21 protein-coding genes and 1 riboswitch are annotated in these 17,111 nt (G+C 67.8%); of the genes, 10 read left to right on the top strand and 11 right to left on the bottom strand.

Features of this window, described 5'->3' with window-relative positions; genetic code table 11:
* Positions 1 to 8: 8 nt before the first annotated feature.
* Together serC and sepH are read left to right on the top strand one after the other, a co-directional pair.
* Positions 9 to 1,127, top strand: a complete 1,119-nt coding sequence (serC, locus tag H7J73_RS16655) for a phosphoserine transaminase (RefSeq protein ID WP_264068617.1) — start codon at positions 9 to 11, stop codon at positions 1,125 to 1,127.
* Positions 1,128 to 1,350: 223 nt separating this feature from the next.
* Entirely contained in the window at positions 1,351 to 2,130 is a 780-nt protein-coding gene (gene sepH, locus H7J73_RS16650; protein WP_264068615.1) for a septation protein SepH, read from the top strand.
* Positions 2,131 to 2,133: 3 nt separating this feature from the next.
* On the opposite strand, the gene H7J73_RS16645 is transcribed toward sepH, so the two are convergent.
* The 3 genes from H7J73_RS16645 to H7J73_RS16635 all read right to left on the bottom strand — a co-directional run bounded on the left by H7J73_RS16645 (position 2,134) and on the right by H7J73_RS16635 (position 3,717).
* On the bottom strand, positions 2,134 to 2,412 hold the full coding sequence (locus tag H7J73_RS16645; RefSeq protein ID WP_264068613.1) for a DUF2537 domain-containing protein: 279 nt from the start codon (positions 2,410 to 2,412) through the stop codon (positions 2,134 to 2,136).
* 64 nt (positions 2,413 to 2,476) lie between these two features.
* Positions 2,477 to 3,289: a TrmH family RNA methyltransferase gene (locus H7J73_RS16640; RefSeq protein ID WP_264068612.1), complete on the bottom strand. Its 813-nt coding sequence runs from the start codon at positions 3,287 to 3,289 to the stop codon at positions 2,477 to 2,479.
* On the bottom strand, positions 3,286 to 3,717 hold the full coding sequence (locus H7J73_RS16635; RefSeq protein WP_264068611.1) for an Rv0880 family HTH-type transcriptional regulator: 432 nt from the start codon (positions 3,715 to 3,717) through the stop codon (positions 3,286 to 3,288). Before H7J73_RS16635 ends, H7J73_RS16640 begins: the two co-directional genes overlap by 4 nt.
* Before the next feature lie 61 nt (positions 3,718 to 3,778).
* Between H7J73_RS16635 and H7J73_RS16630 the strand changes: the two genes are divergently transcribed.
* A complete protein-coding gene (locus H7J73_RS16630) occupies positions 3,779 to 4,069 on the top strand; it encodes a DUF2530 domain-containing protein (RefSeq protein ID WP_264068609.1) in 291 nt (96 codons plus the stop codon).
* Here H7J73_RS16630 and H7J73_RS16625 read toward each other — a convergent pair.
* Positions 4,066 to 4,812 (bottom strand): DUF3027 domain-containing protein, encoded by a 747-nt coding sequence (locus H7J73_RS16625; RefSeq protein ID WP_264068608.1) that lies wholly within the window; start codon positions 4,810 to 4,812, stop codon positions 4,066 to 4,068. The genes H7J73_RS16630 and H7J73_RS16625 overlap by 4 nt on opposite strands.
* 79 nt (positions 4,813 to 4,891) lie before the next feature.
* Between H7J73_RS16625 and H7J73_RS16620 the strand changes: the two genes are divergently transcribed.
* Together H7J73_RS16620 and H7J73_RS16615 are read left to right on the top strand one after the other, a co-directional pair.
* Complete coding sequence (locus H7J73_RS16620) at positions 4,892 to 6,475, top strand: MFS transporter (protein WP_435405521.1); 1,584 nt, start codon at positions 4,892 to 4,894, stop codon at positions 6,473 to 6,475.
* On the top strand, positions 6,472 to 6,966 hold the full coding sequence (locus tag H7J73_RS16615) for a DUF2771 domain-containing protein (RefSeq protein WP_264068606.1): 495 nt from the start codon (positions 6,472 to 6,474) through the stop codon (positions 6,964 to 6,966). The genes H7J73_RS16620 and H7J73_RS16615 overlap by 4 nt, the downstream gene beginning before the upstream one ends.
* A gap of 95 nt (positions 6,967 to 7,061) precedes the next feature.
* On the opposite strand, the gene H7J73_RS16610 is transcribed toward H7J73_RS16615, so the two are convergent.
* The 3 genes from H7J73_RS16610 to H7J73_RS16600 form a co-directional block, all read right to left on the bottom strand.
* Complete coding sequence (locus H7J73_RS16610; protein ID WP_264068604.1) at positions 7,062 to 7,832, bottom strand: deoxyribonuclease IV; 771 nt, start codon at positions 7,830 to 7,832, stop codon at positions 7,062 to 7,064.
* A 9-nt stretch (positions 7,833 to 7,841) separates the two neighbouring features.
* Positions 7,842 to 8,849: a glutathione S-transferase family protein gene (locus H7J73_RS16605; protein ID WP_264068603.1), complete on the bottom strand. Its 1,008-nt coding sequence runs from the start codon at positions 8,847 to 8,849 to the stop codon at positions 7,842 to 7,844.
* A gap of 90 nt (positions 8,850 to 8,939) precedes the next feature.
* A complete protein-coding gene (locus H7J73_RS16600) occupies positions 8,940 to 9,356 on the bottom strand; it encodes a cold-shock protein (RefSeq protein ID WP_264068602.1) in 417 nt (138 codons plus the stop codon).
* Positions 9,357 to 9,529: 173 nt separating this feature from the next.
* Here H7J73_RS16600 and H7J73_RS16595 point away from each other — a divergent pair, with 173 nt between their 5' ends.
* The 4 genes from H7J73_RS16595 (at position 9,530) to H7J73_RS16580 (ending at position 13,068) form a co-directional block, all read left to right on the top strand.
* Positions 9,530 to 9,901 (top strand): YccF domain-containing protein, encoded by a 372-nt coding sequence (locus tag H7J73_RS16595; RefSeq protein WP_264068600.1) that lies wholly within the window; start codon positions 9,530 to 9,532, stop codon positions 9,899 to 9,901.
* Positions 9,898 to 10,956, top strand: coding sequence for a GTP 3',8-cyclase MoaA (moaA, locus tag H7J73_RS16590; protein ID WP_264068599.1), 1,059 nt, complete (start codon positions 9,898 to 9,900; stop codon positions 10,954 to 10,956). Before H7J73_RS16595 ends, moaA begins: the two co-directional genes overlap by 4 nt.
* 9 nt (positions 10,957 to 10,965) lie before the next feature.
* A complete protein-coding gene (locus tag H7J73_RS16585) occupies positions 10,966 to 11,238 on the top strand; it encodes a MoaD/ThiS family protein (protein ID WP_264068598.1) in 273 nt (90 codons plus the stop codon).
* A gap of 250 nt (positions 11,239 to 11,488) precedes the next feature.
* Positions 11,489 to 11,684: riboswitch (cyclic di-AMP (ydaO/yuaA leader) on the top strand.
* Between the two features lie 10 nt (positions 11,685 to 11,694).
* On the top strand, positions 11,695 to 13,068 hold the full coding sequence (locus H7J73_RS16580; RefSeq protein WP_264068597.1) for a transglycosylase family protein: 1,374 nt from the start codon (positions 11,695 to 11,697) through the stop codon (positions 13,066 to 13,068).
* A 94-nt stretch (positions 13,069 to 13,162) separates the two neighbouring features.
* On the opposite strand, the gene H7J73_RS16575 is transcribed toward H7J73_RS16580, so the two are convergent.
* From H7J73_RS16575 to H7J73_RS16560, 4 genes are read right to left on the bottom strand one after another with little or no spacing between them, the layout of a single operon-like run.
* The gene (locus H7J73_RS16575; protein WP_264068596.1) at positions 13,163 to 13,588 is read right to left on the bottom strand and encodes a molybdenum cofactor biosynthesis protein MoaE; all 426 of its coding nucleotides are present in this window, start codon (positions 13,586 to 13,588) and stop codon (positions 13,163 to 13,165) included.
* Positions 13,585 to 14,064, bottom strand: a complete 480-nt coding sequence (locus H7J73_RS16570) for a MogA/MoaB family molybdenum cofactor biosynthesis protein (RefSeq protein WP_264068595.1) — start codon at positions 14,062 to 14,064, stop codon at positions 13,585 to 13,587. The genes H7J73_RS16575 and H7J73_RS16570 overlap by 4 nt, the downstream gene beginning before the upstream one ends.
* Complete coding sequence (gene moaC, locus H7J73_RS16565) at positions 14,061 to 14,534, bottom strand: cyclic pyranopterin monophosphate synthase MoaC (RefSeq protein WP_435405513.1); 474 nt, start codon at positions 14,532 to 14,534, stop codon at positions 14,061 to 14,063. Before moaC ends, H7J73_RS16570 begins: the two co-directional genes overlap by 4 nt.
* 2 nt (positions 14,535 to 14,536) lie before the next feature.
* On the bottom strand, positions 14,537 to 14,740 hold the full coding sequence (locus H7J73_RS16560; RefSeq protein WP_435405512.1) for a hypothetical protein: 204 nt from the start codon (positions 14,738 to 14,740) through the stop codon (positions 14,537 to 14,539).
* Between the two features lie 65 nt (positions 14,741 to 14,805).
* Between H7J73_RS16560 and H7J73_RS16555 the strand changes: the two genes are divergently transcribed.
* Positions 14,806 to 17,094, top strand: a complete 2,289-nt coding sequence (locus H7J73_RS16555; protein ID WP_264068593.1) for a helicase-associated domain-containing protein — start codon at positions 14,806 to 14,808, stop codon at positions 17,092 to 17,094.
* The last annotated feature ends 17 nt before the right edge of the window (positions 17,095 to 17,111 follow it).

Raw genomic sequence — 17,111 nt, 5'->3', positions numbered from 1 at the left:
TGGTGGCCATGGCTGAGCAGCTGACCATCCCCGATTCGATCAAACCCGCCGACGGCCGGTTCGGCTGCGGCCCGTCCAAGGTCCGCCCCGAGCAGTTGACCGCACTGTCCACGACGGCGGCCGCCCTGTTCGGCACCTCGCATCGGCAGGCGCCGGTCAAAGACCTGGTCGGCCGGGTCCGCACCGGGCTGCGGGAGCTCTTCTCGGTCCCGGACGGGTACGAGGTCATCCTCGGCAACGGCGGGTCCACCGCATTCTGGGACGCCGCCGCGTTCGGCCTGGTCGACTCGCGCTCGCTGCATCTGACGTTCGGTGAGTTCAGCGCCAAGTTCGCGTCGTGTGTCGCCAAGAACCCGTTCGTCGGCGATCCGATCATCGTCAAGGCCGATGCCGGCAGCGCGCCGAAACCGCAATCCGATCCGTCCGTCGACCTCATCGCCTGGGCGCACAACGAGACGTCGACCGGCGTCTCGGTGCCGATACACCGACCCGCGGACTCCGACGGCAAGTTGATCGTCATCGATGCCACCTCCGGCGCGGGCGGGCTGCCGGTCGACATCACCGAGGCCGACGCCTACTACTTCGCCCCGCAGAAGAACTTCGCCAGTGACGGCGGCCTGTGGTTCGCGATCATGAGCGCGGCCGCACTGGCCCGGGTCGACGCCGTCGCCGCGAGCGGCCGCTGGGTGCCCGATTTCCTGTCGCTGCCGATCGCGGTGGAGAACAGCCTCAAGAACCAGACGTACAACACCCCGGCGATCGCGACCCTGGTGCTGATGGCCGAACAGCTCGACTGGCTGCTGGGCAAAGGCGGGCTGGATTGGGCGGTGAAGCGGACCGCCGATTCGTCTCAACGGCTGTACTCGTGGGCCGAAGCGACGTCGTACACGACGCCGTTCGTCTCCGATCCGGCGCTGCGCTCACAGGTGGTCGGGACCATCGACTTCGCTGAGTCCGTCGACGCCGCCGCGGTCGCCAAGACATTGCGGGCCAACGGCATCGTCGACACCGAGCCGTACCGAAAGCTGGGCCGCAACCAGCTGCGGGTCGCCATGTTCCCGGCCATCGAGCCCGATGACATCAGCGCGCTGACGGCGTGTGTCGACTGGGTGGTCGAGCGGCTGTAGATCCCGCCAGAGCCGCTGAGGAGCGAGACCATCGGACCGTCGAGTCGACCGATGCGGCGAGGAACGAGCCGCTGAAGAGCGAGACCATCGGACCGTCGAGTCGACCGATGCGGCGAGGAACGAGCCGCTGAGGAGCGAGACCATCGGCCGGGCCGTAATCTGCCTGTGATCTTTGCAGCGTGTCAGCCCGAAACATGCCCTGTCCTGCAGTAAGGTCCGCCATATGCCGGATCTCAAGGTGGTAGGGCTCGACGTCGATGGCCGACATATCCTCTGCGAAGGGGATGATCCGACCCAGAAATACCGGCTCCGGGTGGATGACCGACTGCGCGCCGCGGTGCGTGGTGACCTGGTCCGGCTGAACCAGACTCAAATCGACATCGAGGTCAAGAGTGTGCTGACTCCCAAGGAGATCCAGGCCCGGATCCGTGCCGGCGCGTCCGTCGAGCAACTGGCACAGCAGGCCGATGCCGACATCTCGCGGATCGAACGATTCGCCCACCCCGTCCTGCTGGAACGCTCGCGCGCCGCGGAGCTGGCCACCGCGGCCCATCCGGTGCTGGCCGACGGACCCGCAGTGCTGACGCTGCTGGAGGCGGTCACCAGCGCACTGATCTCGCGCGGCCTCAACCCCGACGTACTCAACTGGGATGCCTGGCGCAACGAGGACAGCCGCTGGACGGTTCAGCTGGCCTGGAAGGCCGGTAAGTCCGACAATTTGGCTCACTTCCGCTTCACCCCCGGCGCGCACGGCGGCACTGTCACCGCCGCCGACGAGGCCGCCACCGAGCTGATCGACCCCAGCTTCGAACGGGTCCTTCGCCCCGTCGCGCGGGTGGCCCAACTCGACTTCGACGCCGTCGAGCATCCGATCGTCACCGAGCCGGCCCCCGAGCCCGCTACCGAAAGCCCGCGGCCGGCGGCACGTGCCCGCAAGAGCAAGCCCGTTGTGCCGGCTTGGGAAGATGTGCTGCTGGGTGTGCGCTCCAGCGGCGATCGTTAGCGTCTAGAGCAAACCCGACGCGGCAAGCCCGATCAGCGCCAGCCACGCCACGGCCACCCCGACCCCGGAGCCGAGGACGAACCAGCGCCAGACCGGGCGGTGCCGCCACCCCCATACTGTGGGCGCCAACCCGCCGACGGCAACCAGATTCAGGCCGACCACCAGCAACAGGTGCACCCGACTCAGTCCCATGCTGAGCACGATGATGGCCGCGCCGGTGACCAGGGCGGCGAACGCCGCGACGGTCAGACCGGTACCCCAGGGAGTCGAATCGTCGGTCACGGCGTGAGCTTAGCCGGGCGACCGATGCAGAGCGAGGCACGAGCGATGCGGAGAAGCACTGCAATCAGGACCGAGTTCGCTCATAGAAAGCCAGCGCGGCGGCCGTCGCGACGTTGAGCGAATCGGTACCCCGGGCCATCTGGATCCGCACCTTGGCGTCGCTGGCCCGCAGCGACTGCTCGGTCAATCCGGGTCCCTCGGCTCCCATCAGGATCGCCACCCGCTCGTCGACGAGCTCTCCCATCACCGTCGACAACGGCTTGGCCCCGGACTGAGGCGTCATCGCCAGCAGCCGAAAGCCGTTGTCCCGCAATCGATAAAGATCACTCGGCCAGTTCTGCGCTCTGGCGAAGGGCACCAGCAGGACATGCCCCATCGACACCCGGACCGCGCGGCGGTACAGCGGATCGGCGCAGCCCTGCCCGAAGACCACCGCATCGACATCGAGGCCCGCGGCATTGCGGAAGATCGAGCCGAGATTCTCGTGGTCGTTCACGCCCTCGAGGACGGCGAGCGTCCGCGCCCCCTCGCACACCTCGGCGAGCGACAGTTCGGCCGGTCGCCGGGCGGCAGCCAGCACGCCGCGGTTCAGGTGAAAGCCGACCACTTCGGCCATCACCTCGACACTGGCCCGGTAGTAGGGCGCCGGCACGCCGGCGAGATCCGGTGCCAGTTCGGTCAGCCGACGGTCGGTGCCGAGCATGGCGTGCGGGGTGAAGCGCGAGGCCACCATGCGCGCCACGACAAGCACACCCTCGGCGATCACCAGGCCCTTGCCCGACGGCAGATCGGGGCGGCGATCGACACTGTTGAGGTCACGGAAGTCGTCCAGCCGGTGATCGGCGGGGTCGTCAACGTCGATTACGTTGATAGTCAAGCGCTTTCATCAACGATGGCGGACATCAGATCGGCGGCCCGCAGCAGGGTCGCGCGCTCGTCGTGATTCAGTGCCGCCAGCCGGCGCCGGAGCCACTCCTGGCTGGCGCGGCGTTCGGACTCCACGAGGTCGACTCCGGCATCCGACACCGACACCAGCACCTGCCGACCGTCCACCGGGTGGGCAGTGCGCGCGACGAGACCGAGATCGGCCAGCGCAGCGACCACCCGGGTCATCGACGGGGGGCGAACCCGCTCCCGCACCGCTAACGCTCCCGGTGTCATCGCGCCTTCTTTATGCAAAGTCGACAGGGCCGATAATTGTGACAGCGACACCGGAGATTCGGGTCGGCGAAAGCGCAATTGCCGGGCAAGTCGGACAACCGCCAAAGATAGATCGCCGGCAAGCCGGGTGTCCACATCTTTCACACCGCAAACAATACGACAAGGGAGGCGACACCGGCTCGCCGATCGGTTACTTTGGATGGCAATGCCTTTCAAGCCGTCGTCCGCCCAGCCTGGTGGCTCCTTGCCCGTCGAACCACCACCGCTGCCTGCCCGTCTCCAGGAGCAGTGGCCGGTCATCGCCACAGGCGCCGTCGCCTGGTTGATCGCCACGATCGCGGCGTTCGCCGTACCGGCGTTGGAGACGTGGCGCCCCGTCACCATCGCCGGTCTGGGCGTCGGAATACTGGGAACCTCGATATTCCTGTGGCAACGCAGCGCGGCGAACCGCGGAGCACGCGGGGCGCAAACCGGGCTAACCCGGAAAGCGCCCTAGTCGGTCACCTCGAGGACGCCGTCGTCGAACGGCTCGTACAACGGTGAGCCGGTGCCCGCCGGAGCCGGAGTATCAGAATGTGCGCCGCACCCAAAGGTGCAGTCGACGACGTGGCCGTCGGCGGCCATGGCGTTCCCGCAGACGCCGAACATCGATCCGAGCGAACCGGCCAGCGGCAGAAAGAAACCGCAGTCGCGGCAGATCCGTTTCGTGGATCGCGCCATCGCCGACTCGGGACCGTAGTCGCCGTCATGCCAGCGCTGCGCGGCATCGTCGCGGCCCCAGCTGCTCATCACCTGACGCCGGCCCAGCCCGAGCTCCACGACGACGTCGTCGACCTCGGGGTCACCGGAGAGGGTGTAGCCGGGAACCAGGCGCGGGTCGTCGGTGGGCGGTGAAAGCAGATCGCCCGGACCGAGGTCACCGGGTTTGACTCGTTCCTCCCACGGCACCCACTGCGGCGCCAACAGCGCAGTCGGCCCGGGAACCAGGACGACCTCACTGATGGTGGCGTGGTCGGCACCGGGATACGCGGCCACGACGACCGCCCACTGCCAGCCCTGATAGCCGGGGAGATTCGCGAGAAACCGATGCGTAGCCGCCGTCGGGTCCTCGTAGGTCATCCCGAGGTACTCGCCTACAGTGTCGCCGCTGAACTCCGTCACCGCTGCTCGGGCAGCGCCGACGGCATCGGTGAGGACCGCTGCGGCGGTCTGATCGGCGGATTCGGTCATGCTTTCCATCGCCCCCCATCTTGCCTGAGACAACCCGCGCCAGCCACACCGGTCGCCTGCCCGCCGAGCCAGCGGCCGATAGGGAACAATTGGCGGGGTGTCAGGACGGCGGAGTGAGCGCCCGGGTGGTGAGCACCCCGGGATGGCGAATTACCCGAGCGACGAGCCGCCCTACCGCAGCCAGCATCGATCGACACCCACGCCCAGCTCCAACCGTTATCTGCCGCCTCTGCACGATGACCACGACCGCCGGACCCAGCACACTGACGACGCCGACGCCCGAGCGGCAGCGGCCCACAAGGTCACCGTCACCCGCGCCGCCGCGCTGCGCAGCCGGGAAATGGGCTCGCGGATGTACGGGCTCGTGCACCGCGCCGCGACCGCCGACGGCGCCGACAAGTCCGGCCTGACCGCGCTCACCTGGCCGGTGATCGCCAACTTCGCCGTGGACGCGGCGATGGCGGTCGCCTTGGCGAACACCTTGTTCTTCGCCGCGGCCTCGGGTGAGAGCAAGAGCAAGGTCGCCTTGTATCTGCTCATCACCATCGCGCCGTTCGCGGTGATCGCCCCACTGATCGGTCCCGCACTGGACAAGCTGCAGCACGGGCGGCGGGTGGCGTTGGCGCTGTCCTTCGGCCTGCGCACCGTGCTGGCGCTGATCCTGATCACCAATTACGACAGCACGACGGGCAGCTTCCCGTCCTGGGTGCTCTATCCGTGCGCCCTGGGGATGATGGTGCTGTCGAAGTCGTTCTCAGTGCTGCGCAGCGCGGTGACACCGCGCGTGATGCCCCCGACGATCGACTTGGTGCGGGTCAATTCACGGCTGACAGTCTTCGGATTGTTGGGCGGCACCATCGTCGGCGGCGGGATCGCCGCCGGTTTCGAGTACGCGTTCACCAAAACCGCGCATCTGCCCGGCGCCTTGTTCGTGGTGATCGGCGTGACGTTGGTCGGTGCGTGGCTGGCGATGCAGATCCCGGCCTGGGTCGAGGTCACCGCCGGTGAGGTGCCGACCACGTTGAGCTATCACGACCACACCGCCCCGACGCGCAGTTCACTGCGACAACCGTTGGGCCGCAACATCATCACCTCGCTGTGGGGCAACTGCACCATCAAGGCGATGGTCGGCTTCTTATTCCTCTACCCGGCATTCGTCGCCAAGGCGCACGACGCCAGCGGCTGGGTACAGCTGGGCATCCTCGGCCTGATCGGGGCGGCGGCCGGGGTCGGCAACTTCGCGGGTAACTTCACCGCCGCCCGACTCAAGCTGGGCCGACCCTCGGTGCTGGTGGTCCGCGCTACGACTGCGGTAGCGGTGGTGGCACTGCTGACCGCGCTGACCGGCAACCTGTTCGTGGCGGCCTTCGCGGCACTCGTCACATCTGGCTCATCCGCCATCGCCAAGGCGTCGCTCGACGCCTCGCTGCAGGACGATCTGCCGGAAGAGTCCAGGGCCTCGGCGTTCGGCCGCTCGGAGTCGTTCCTGCAGCTGGCCTGGGTGATGGGTGGGGCGCTCGGCGTGCTGGTCTACACCGAGCTGTGGGTCGGGTTCACCGCGATCACCGCACTGCTGATCCCCGGGCTGGCGCAGACCATCGTCAGCTTCCGCGGGGACTCCCTGATCCCGGGCCTCGGCGGAAACCGGCCTGTGATGGCGGAGCAGGAATGAACCGCGCCGTCGCCGCAGTACTGGCCGTCGTCGTGGTGCTGGCGTCGGCCGGCCTGGGCATCGGCGCATGGCTGCTGGCCCGCGACGCCGCCCCCGATCAACTTCAGATCAGTGCCTACACCCGCGGACAGCTGACCCGCGTCGGCCCCTTCCTGTACTGCAATGTGTTGAACCTCGATGACTGTCAGACCCCGCAGGCTCAGGGCCAACTCGTCGTCGACGAGCGCAACCCGGTGCAGCTGTCGGTGCCCGAGCAGATCGGCGCCGCGCCGTGGCGGCTGATGCAGGTGTACCAGGATCCCGCGAATACAACGATCACCTCGTTCCGCCCGAATTCGCGCCTGGCGGTGACGATCCCGACCGTCGACCCGCATCGCGGCCGAATGACGGGATTCACGGTGCAGCTCCTGACGCTGGTGGTCGACCAGAACGGCGAGTTGCACGAGGCCCCGCATGCCGAGTGGTCGGTGCGGACGGACTGGGCGTCCTAGAGCGATGAGGAGGAGTGGCGCAATCGAGCCTAGCGTCACGACCGATGCAGAGCGAGGCACGAGCGATGAGGAGGAGTGGCGCAATCGAGCACTGACTAGCGCAGCTGCTTGCGCAGGAACTCCAGGTCCGCCAGATGCCCTTCACCCGGCGTCTCGATGATCACGTCGGAGCCGGCGTCGCGGCAGACGCTGGCGATCAGGTCGGAGTCGAAGGTGCCCGAGTCGAAGTTGGCGTGCCGGTCCGCGCCCGAGTCGAAGCCATCGCGGGAGTTGTTGGCGTGCACCAGATCGATTCGACCGGTGATGGCCGTGACCCGGTCGACGATGTCGGCGAGTTCTTCACCGCCGGCCCAGGCGTGGCAGGTGTCGAGCACGAAACCGGGCTCATACTGGCCGACCGCATCCCAGAGCATGGCCAGACGGTCGAACTTGCGAGCCATCGCATTCTCGCCGCCCGCGGTGTTCTCGATCAGGATCGGCAACGGGAATCCGCCCGCCTCTTCCTGACGCTCGAAGGCCTTACGCCAGTTCTCGACGCCGACTGCCGGGTCATCCTTAGCGGTGACGTGCCCGCCGTGCACGATCAACCCCTTGGCGCCGATATCGGCGGCCGCATCGGCATGCTGCTGCAGGATTTTGCGGCTGGGGATGCGGATCTTGTTGTTGGTGCTGGCGAGATTGACCAGATACGGCGCGTGGATATAGATGGTCAGGTCGGTGGCGCGCAGCTCATCGGCTTTGGGGTGCGGGGGCGGTTTCTTCCAGCTCTGAGGATCGCCCAGGAAGAACTGCACAGCTTCCGCGCCGTTGGCCTCGGCGGCCGCCAGCGGATCTTCGGAGTCGACGTGCGCACCTAGTAGAGCCATGGTTCAACCCTAACCGGCCCCGTGACCGACCGGCACCTGTTCACCCGGCGGCGTCGGCCCAGGCGGAGTGCCGTCGCCAAATGGCCTGCCGCCCAATGCTTCCCGGCCATGCGGAGTCAGCCAGTTGGCCAGGTCCGGGCCCTTTGGCACGATCCCGGTCGGGTTCACATCGGTGTGCACCATGTAGTAGTGCTGTTTGATCTGCACGAAGTCGGTGGTGTCCCCGAACCCGGGAGTCTGGAACAGGTCGCGGGCATAGGCCCACAGCACCGGCATCTCGCTGAGCTTAGACCGGTTGCACTTGAAGTGTCCGTGATACACCGGGTCGAATCGGGCCAGGGTGGTGAACAGCCGGACATCGGCCTCGGTGATGGTGTCGCCCACCAGATAGCGCTGAGTGGCCAGCCGGTCACTGACCCAGTCCAATGCCGAGAACAACCGGTCGTAGGCGCTCTCGTAGGCGCCCTGGGATCCGGCGAACCCGCAGCGATACACGCCGTTGTTGATCTCGGTGTATACCCGCCGGGCGACCTCGTCGATTTCGGCCCGCAGAGGTTCGGGATAGAGCGCCGGGGCGCCGTCGCGGTGATACGCCGCCCATTCCGAGGAGAGGTCGAGAGTCATCTGCATGAAGTCGTTGGTGACCACCTGCCCGGTCGGCACGTCGACGATGGCAGGCACCGTGATGCCCTTCGGGTAATCGGGAAAGCGGGCGAAGTAGGCGTCCTGTAGCCGCGGGATCTTCAGCACCGGGTCGACACCACCGGGATCGAGGTCGAACGTCCAGCTCCGCTGGTCGTGAGTAGGCCCGCAAAAGCCAATGGAGAGAACGTCTTCCAGCCCGAGAAGCCGTCGCACGATGATCATCCGGTTGGCCCAGGGGCACGCCCGCGCCACGATCAACCGGTAACGGCCCGGTTCCACGGGGTAGCCGTCGCGGCCGTCGGCGGTGATCCGCGTGGCGATGTAGTTGGTATCGCGGTTGAACTCGCTACCACCGGCTACATACGCACCCATGTCAGGCAGGATATCGGCCCACACCGGTGGCCCGACTCACAGTGATGTTCGACCAGGTGGTCGCGCACCAGAACGCCGAGAAGACCTGACTCAGGCGTCGAGTTCGCGGGCGACCGCCTTGACGACCTCGGACACCCGACGAGCGACCTTGCGGTCCGGATACTTCCCCTTACGCAGGTCGGGCTGGACCGTGCCCTCGAGCAGGGTGATCATGTCCTCGACCATGCCGTGCAGCTCATCCGGAGTGTGCTTGTGCTCGGCGGGGCCGGGGGCCTCCCGGCGCGGAGCACGAGCCAGCGTCGGCGGCGGGTCGATGAGTTTGAGGCTCAGCGCCTGCGGACCGCGGCGGCCTGCGGCCACACCGAACTCGACCTTCTGGCCGGCCTTGAGACCTTCCACGCCTGCGGGTAACGCCGACGAGCGGACGTAGACGTCCTCGCCCTCTTCTTGGGACAGGAAGCCAAAGCCCTTCTCGACGTCGTACCACTTCACCTTGCCGGTCGGCACTGGTCTCACCTGCTTGTCTCACGGATAACTGGGATTCTCTGGGTTTGATGCATGACAACATCAAGGCGCGTCCCGCCTGAAGCAGGACGCGTTGGACGCTGATCCTACTCGGCGGAGGCCGGGGCCAGCACCGGTGTTTCTCGCCTAAGCTGGGTCGCACTACTGGAGGAAGCATGCGGCTGGTCCTGAACATCATCTGGTTGATCTTCGGTGGACTCTGGCTGGCGCTGGGTTACCTGGTGGCGGCACTGATCTGTTTCGTCCTCATCATCACCATTCCGTTCGGCTTCGCCGCCCTGCGGATCGCCGCTTACGCCTTGTGGCCCTTCGGCCGGACGGTCGTGGACAAGCCGGGGACCCGCCCGGCAGCACTGGTCGGGAACGTCATCTGGGTCATTCTGTTCGGCATCTGGCTGGCGATCGGCCACGTGGTGACCGCGGTGGCGATGGCCGTCACGATCATCGGGATCCCGCTGGCGATCGCCAACCTGAAGTTGATCCCGGTCTCACTGATGCCCTTGGGGAAAGAGATCGTGCCGGTATGACATTGACCGCGCTCGGTCTGCCGTCCGTGCACCGCCCGCTGGCTGCTCAGCCGGCCCCGACGAGCGGCCCACTGATCGATACGTTCGGCCGGATCGCCACTGACCTTCGGGTGTCGCTGACGGATCGCTGCAATCTGCGCTGCACCTATTGCATGCCCGCCGAGGGGCTGGACTGGCTACCCAAAGACCAGGTCCTGCAGCCCCCCGAACTGAGTCGATTACTGCGCATCGCAGTGACCAGGCTGGGCATCACCAATATCCGGTTCACCGGCGGCGAACCGCTGCTGGTGCGAAGGCTGGAAGAGATAGTGGCGGACGCTTCGGCACTGCAGCCACAGCCGGAGATCGCGATGACGACGAACGGCATCGGACTGGCGCGGCGCGCGGAAGCCCTGGCCGCGGCAGGCCTGACCCGGGTGAACGTCTCGTTGGACAGTGTCGATGCCGCCCATTTCGCCGCCATCACCCGCCGTGATCGCCTCGGCGACGTGCTGGCCGGGCTCGCCGCCGCCAAGCGGGCCGGGCTGGGGCCGGTCAAGGTCAACGCGGTGCTGGACCCGAAGACGGGCCGTACCGATGTGGTCGCGCTGCTACGGTTCTGCCTCGACGAGGGCTATCACCTCCGCGTCATCGAACAGATGCCTTTGGATGCCGGGCACAGCTGGCGCCGCGGTGAAGCGCTCACGGCCGACGACGTGCTGGACTCGCTGCACGGCCACTTCACGCTCAGCCCCGATCCGCGACCGCGCGGTTCGGCCCCTGCACAGCTGTGGCAGGTCGACGGCGGTACAGGCACCGTGGGCGTGATCGCCTCGGTCTCGCACGCATTCTGCGGAGCCTGCGACCGAACTCGGCTGACCGCCGACGGTCAGGTGCGCAATTGCCTGTTCGCTACCACCGAGACCGACCTGCGCGAGCTGCTGCGAACCGGAGCCGACGATGACGCGATCGAGGGGGCTTGGCGGAAGGCGATGTGGGCCAAGGCCGCAGGCCACGGCATCAACAACCCCGATTTCATCCAGCCCGACCGCCCGATGAGCGCGATCGGCGGCTAGGTGACGGGCGTGCAGACCGGCCGCCGGACCGAAGTTGTGGTCACCATCCGGTACTTCGCAGCAGCCCGGGCGGCCGCGGGAATCGACGGCGAGGTGCTGACCCTGGCGGCTCCGACCAGCGTTGCTGCACTCATCGCCGAGATCGGCGCCCGTGACACCGAATTGAGACGCGTGTTGGCGCGATGCTCATATCTGTGTGACGAAGTGGCGGTCCGAGACCCTCACCTGGTGCTGACTGCACACCACACGCTCGACGTCTTACCCCCGTTCGCCGGAGGATGATCGTGATTTGCGTCACATAACGGAATAGTAACGGCCCGGCCATCGGTAAGTGGAGCGCCATGAACGGCTGGCAAACCCGGGCCCGAGTAGGCGTTTTAGAGTCCTATTAAGATTTGCCAGCGCCGGACTCGCCGCCGAAAGCAAAAGGTGACGCCACTCTCCTCAGGCGTTACCGTCATCTCCCAAGCCAGCCGAGCACTTCCCAGCGGCAGGCCCTCCTCTCACTCTTAGCGCCTAGCTCCATCCATTGAGTAGGGGACCGTCAAAAACCGTGGATGGAGGCGGGGGACCCAACCGGTCCACCGAGATCGACCTGGAACCTCACGGTTCCTTGGGGTGAAGCCGACGTGATTTTCAGCCGAGTACGGCTGGATCTGACCAAGGCCGGGCAACCTCTCCAGCCCGAACCCGACAGCTGACCTCGTAGGCGCATACAGAGAGGACATCACCGAACCTATGAGTAGTGGACGGCATCGCAAGCCCACTTCCTCGGCCAAGCAAGTAGCCAAAATCGCCTTTACCGGCGCGGTCCTCGGTGGGAGCGGTCTTGCGCTCGCCGGCCAGGCCGGCGCCGCCACTGACGGTGAATGGGACCAGGTCGCCAGCTGCGAATCGGGCGGCAACTGGGCCATCAACACCGGAAACGGTTATCACGGTGGTCTGCAGTTCTCGCAGGGCACCTGGTCGGCACACGGCGGCGGCGAGTACGCGCCGTCCGCTCAGATGGCCACCAAGGAAGAGCAGATCGCAGTTGCCGAGCGCGTCCTGGCGAGCCAGGGTCGCGGCGCCTGGCCCGTCTGCGGTCGCGGACTCTCCGGCGCCACTCCCCGCAACGTCGTCGACTCCGCCCCGCTGGACGCACCGATCGACGATCAGGGCATCAACGTCCAGACCGTCGGGTTCAATACGCCGGCCCCCGATGCGCCGCCACCACCCGCTCCCGAAGATGCGCCGCCGCCGGCCCCGGAAGCGCCGCTGCCGCCCGCTCCCGAAGATCTGCCGCTCCCGCCCGCCGACGCCCTGCCGCCGGCCCCGGAACAGCTACCCCTTCCGGCTGACGTCCCCGCTCCTATCCCGGCTCCTGAGGCCCCCCCGGTCGTCGATGCCGCGTTCGATGCCCCGGCCCCGATCGACGCTCCAGCGCCGGTAGATCTGCCGCCCGCGGCACCGGATGCACCGGTCGCCGTGGACGCCTCACTGGAGGCGCCGGCCCCCGCCGACGCGCCGGCACCGGCCCCGCTGGACCCACCGCTTCCTGTCGAAGCACCGCCGGCCGACGGCCCGGTGGCGGTCGACGCCGCCGACTGGACAGTGGATCCCAACGCCGCGCCGCAGCCCCAAGAGTGGGCGCTGCACAAATTGCCGCAGGCACCCCTGCCGGCACCGAGCGACGAACCCCTGATCCCGACACCCGCTCCGGCACCTGCGCCCGCCGCGGATCCGCTGGCTCCGCTGAACGCCGCTCCGCTGCCCGGCCCGGTCATGGACGCCGCAAACCAGGCGATGACCGGTGGCGTGCCTGCCATCCCCGCCGCGGTCCCGCATCTGCCCAGCCCGGACAACCTCCCGCCGGGAACCACCGAGGCACCGGCCGATCCGATCGACCGGCCGAACCTGACGTACCTCAAGGAACTGTGGCACGCGGTCCAGACGCAGGACGTCAGCGGTAACGATGCGCTGCTCGCCCTCGCGCAGCGCCCGCTCAACGCGCCGGACCCGGGCCAGGCCGGTCCGCCGAATCCGAACACGCCGCTCGATCCGAACGCGCCGCTGATTCCCCCGCCGCCGGCGGACCCGCTGCTGCCACCGGCACCCGCACCGATTCCCTGATCCATCGTCACGCCGAGATCGGCGTCATGGTTGTGAGAGCTACACAAACGCAACCGTGACGTCGATTTCGGCGTTTCTGGGCTTCCTGGACTTACTAGGCCGAGTTAACCCACTCATCGGTCCCGTCTGCGAAGAACTGATGCTTCCAGACCGGTAGCCGCGCCTTCACGGCGTCAACGAGGCGCGCGCACGTCTCGAACGCGGCGCCGCGGTGATCGGCCGCCACAGCGGCGACCAGGGCCGCATCGCCGATCCGCAGATGTCCGATGCGGTGGCTCGCGGCGATCGCCCGCACCCCGTGCGCACCGGCCGCGACCTCGGCCAGTACCTCGGCGAGTGTCTGTTCGGCGAGCGGATGGGCGGAATACTCCAACCGGAGCACCGAGCGACCGCCGTCGTGATCACGGACGACCCCGGCGAACCCCACCACCGCGCCCGCGGCCTCGTGCGCCACCAGCGCTTCGTGTTCGGTCAGCAGAATCGGGAGCTCGGTCAGCGCGCTGCGCAACACGACCGTCATCGCGGGTGATCCTTTCCGGCGAGTTGGTCCAGCGCATGGTGCACGACCTCGGCGAGCACGCCGAGTCCGTCGCGCACTCCCCCGGGGGAACCGGGCAGGTTCACGATCAGCGTCCGGTCGGTCACCCCGCAGACCCCGCGCGACAGAATCGACGTCGGCACCTTCGGCAGGCCCGATCGGCGGATGGCGTCAGCCAGGCCCGGTATCTGGTAATCGAGCACCGCGACGGTCTGCTCGGGGGTGGCGTCCGTCGGCGAAATGCCGGTACCGCCGGAGGTGATCACAAGGTCGACCGCGTCGGCCACCGCCGTCCGCAGCGCCTGTCCTACCGGATCGCCGTCCGGGACGACTATCAGCTCCGGCTCCGAAAAGCCCTGCTGCACAAGCCAATCGGATACAATCGGCCCACATCTGTCGTCATACACGCCACCCGCGGCGCGGGTGGAGGCGATCACAACCCGAGCCGATCGGGTCATCGCGACCAGGCGCCGCGGCGTCCGCCGGACTTGGTCACCAGTCTGACGTCATCGATTCGGGCGCCGGCGTCGACAGCTTTGATCATGTCGTAGATCGTCAGTCCCGCGATACTGACTGCGGTCAGCGCCTCCATCTCCACCCCGGTCCGATCGGTGGTGCGCGCGGTGGCGGTGATACCGATCTGCGCCGGACCGATCTCGAAGTCGATATCGACCCCGGTCAGCGCGAGGTGATGGCACAGCGGGATCAGATCGCTGGTGCGTTTGGCTGCCAGGATGCCGGCCACCCGCGCAGTCGCCAGCGCGTCACCCTTGGGCAGACCGCCCGACGAGATCAGACCGACCACCTCGGCACTGGTGTGCACCGTTCCTGCGGCGACCGCCGTGCGTTTGGTGACGTCCTTGTCGCTGACGTCGACCATGTGCGCCGCCCCCCGCTCATCGAGGTGCGACAGCGGGTTGGGCACCATCGCTACCTGTTGACGACCGTGACGGGATGTACGTAGGGCAGTTCCTCGGCGGGCACCGGGAAGGTGACGTCGCCGAACGGCGAGAGGGCGCCCGTGCGATCCGCGGCGAGCTCGCTCACCGGATGGTCGTCGGGGTCGTCGGCGACGGGCCAGCCGTTGTCGACATACCTGGTCTTGTGCGGTTTGGAGTCAGCGTTGTCAGCCACGGGAGACATTCTGACAGGTTATGACCCGGTGGCGCGTAGGAGAACCTGCTTTACGCTGGTCAGCAATGACCGAACACACCTCAGGCGTGCCCCTGGGCGCCTGGCTGGCCGATCTGCCCGACGAACGGCTGATCCGCCTTCTCGAGCTGCGACCGGACCTGGCACAGCCACCACCGGGCAGCGTCGCGGCCCTGGCCGCCCGGGCGCAGGCCCGGCAATCGGTCAGAGCTGCCACCGATGAGCTCGACTTTCTTCGGCTGGCGGTACTGGACGCGCTTCTGGTGCTGCATGCCGACACCTCGGAAGTGCCCGTCACCAAAGTGCTCGAGCTGATCGGCGCGCGAGCTCCCGAGGACGCCACCCTGGCCGCGCTGGACGATCTGCGCGAGCGGGCGCTGGCCTGGGGTGACGTCGCAGTCCGGGTGGCCGCCGAGGCCAGCGGCGGGTTGCCCTGGTACCCCGGTCAGGTGGTCCTGGAAGATCCGACCCGCACCCCGGCGGAGATCGCCGCACAAGTAGAGCGCCTCGACGAGCCGCAGCGCGATCTGCTGGACCGACTGCTGCAGGGCTCGCCGGTCGGTCGCACCCGCGACGCCGCACCCGGTACGCCGGCAGACCGACCAGTGCAGCGGCTACTCGCCGCCGGGCTGCTGCGTCAGGTGGACGAGGACACCGTCATCCTGCCGCGGCAGGTAGGGCAGGTGCTGCGCGGCGAAGACCCGGGCCCAGGGCAGCTGGTCGCCCCCAAGCCGGCCGGCGCGACGGGCAAGGCCGGGAAATCCACCAAGGCCGCCGACGTCGACGCCACCGCCGCAGGCGCCGTCATCGATCTGCTGCGCGAGTTCGACGTGGTCATCGAAACACTCGGTGTCACACCGATTCCGGAGCTTCGCAATGGCGGAATGGGCGTCCGCGAAGTGAAGCGGCTGACCAAGCTCACCGGCATCAACGAGCAGCGCCTCGGCCTGGTACTCGAAATCGCTTCGGCCGCAGGACTCATCACCAGTGGCGTGCCCGACCCCCAACCCGACGACGGCCCAGGGCCGTACTGGGCGCCGACGATCGCCGCTGACCGGTTCGCCGAGAACTCGGCCGCCGACCGCTGGCAGTTGCTCGCGAGCACCTGGCTCGAGCTACCTGCCAGACCCAGCCTGATCGGGCATCGCGGGCCCGACGGTAAACCTTATGCGGCACTGTCCGATTCACTGTATTCCACCGCCGCTCCCCTAGACCGGCAGCTACTGCTCACCATCTTGGCCGACCTCCCACGTGGCACCGGCCTAGACGCGACGGAGGCGTCGCGCGCGATGGTCTGGCGCCGCCCGCGCTGGTCGGTACGACTTCAGCCCGAACCCGTTTCCCATCTACTCGAAGAGGCTCATGCCCTGGGCATGGTCGGCCGCGGCGCGATCAGCAATCCGGCCCGCGCACTACTGACCGAGGACGCCGACGCCGCGGTCAACGCGATGGCCAAGGCACTCCCCGCACCGATCGACCATTTCCTGGTCCAGGCCGACTTGACGGTAGTGGTACCCGGGCCACTGGAGCGGGACCTGGCCGACGAACTCGGCCACGTCGCCGAAATCGAATCTGCCGGCGCGGCAATGGTTTACCGAGTCAGCGAGCCATCCATCCGGCGCGCCCTCGACAGTGGCCGCACCGCGTCGGCCCTGCATGCGTTCTTCACCAAGCACTCCAGAACCCCGGTACCGCAAGGCTTGACGTATCTGATCGACGACGTCGCCCGCAGGCACGGTCAACTCCGCGTCGGGATGGCGACCTCGTTCGTCCGGTGCGAGGACCCCGCCCTGCTGACCCAGGCGATCGCGGCCCCCGCCGCGCAGCGCCTCGACCTACGGTTGCTGGCGCCGACGGTGGCGGTGTCGCAGGCGCCGATCGCCGACGTGCTGACCGCGTTGCGTAGCTCGGGGTTCGCCCCTGCCGCGGAGGACTCGGCTGGCACGATCGTCGATATCCGCTCTCGCGGCGCCCGAGTGCCGACCCCACTGCATCGACGGTCGTATCGGCCGTTGCCCAGCACACCCAACCGGGACACCCTGGCCGCTGTGGTGGCGGTGTTGCGCAAGGTGGTGGCCATGCCGCTGAACGCGAACGGGGCGGGCCGCGTCGACCCGGCGCGCGCCGTCACCCTGTTGCAGCAGGCCGCATTGGAACAGACCTCGGTGGTAATCGGTTATATCGACGCCGCTGGAGTAGCCACCCAGCGGGTGGTCTCGCCGGTGAATGTCCGGGGCGGTCAACTACTGGCCTTCGACCCGGCGTCCGGGCGCGTGCGAGATTTCGCCATTCACCGCGTGACGTCGGTCGTACGCGCCGACGACGATGCAGTGTGAGGCAGAGCGACCAGCAC

The organism is Mycolicibacterium komossense (assembly GCF_025822605.1).
Lineage (GTDB): Bacteria > Actinomycetota > Actinomycetes > Mycobacteriales > Mycobacteriaceae > Mycobacterium > Mycobacterium komossense.
The sequence above is the reverse complement of the archived record's forward strand: the minus strand, read 5'-3'. Positions and strand labels throughout refer to the sequence as shown.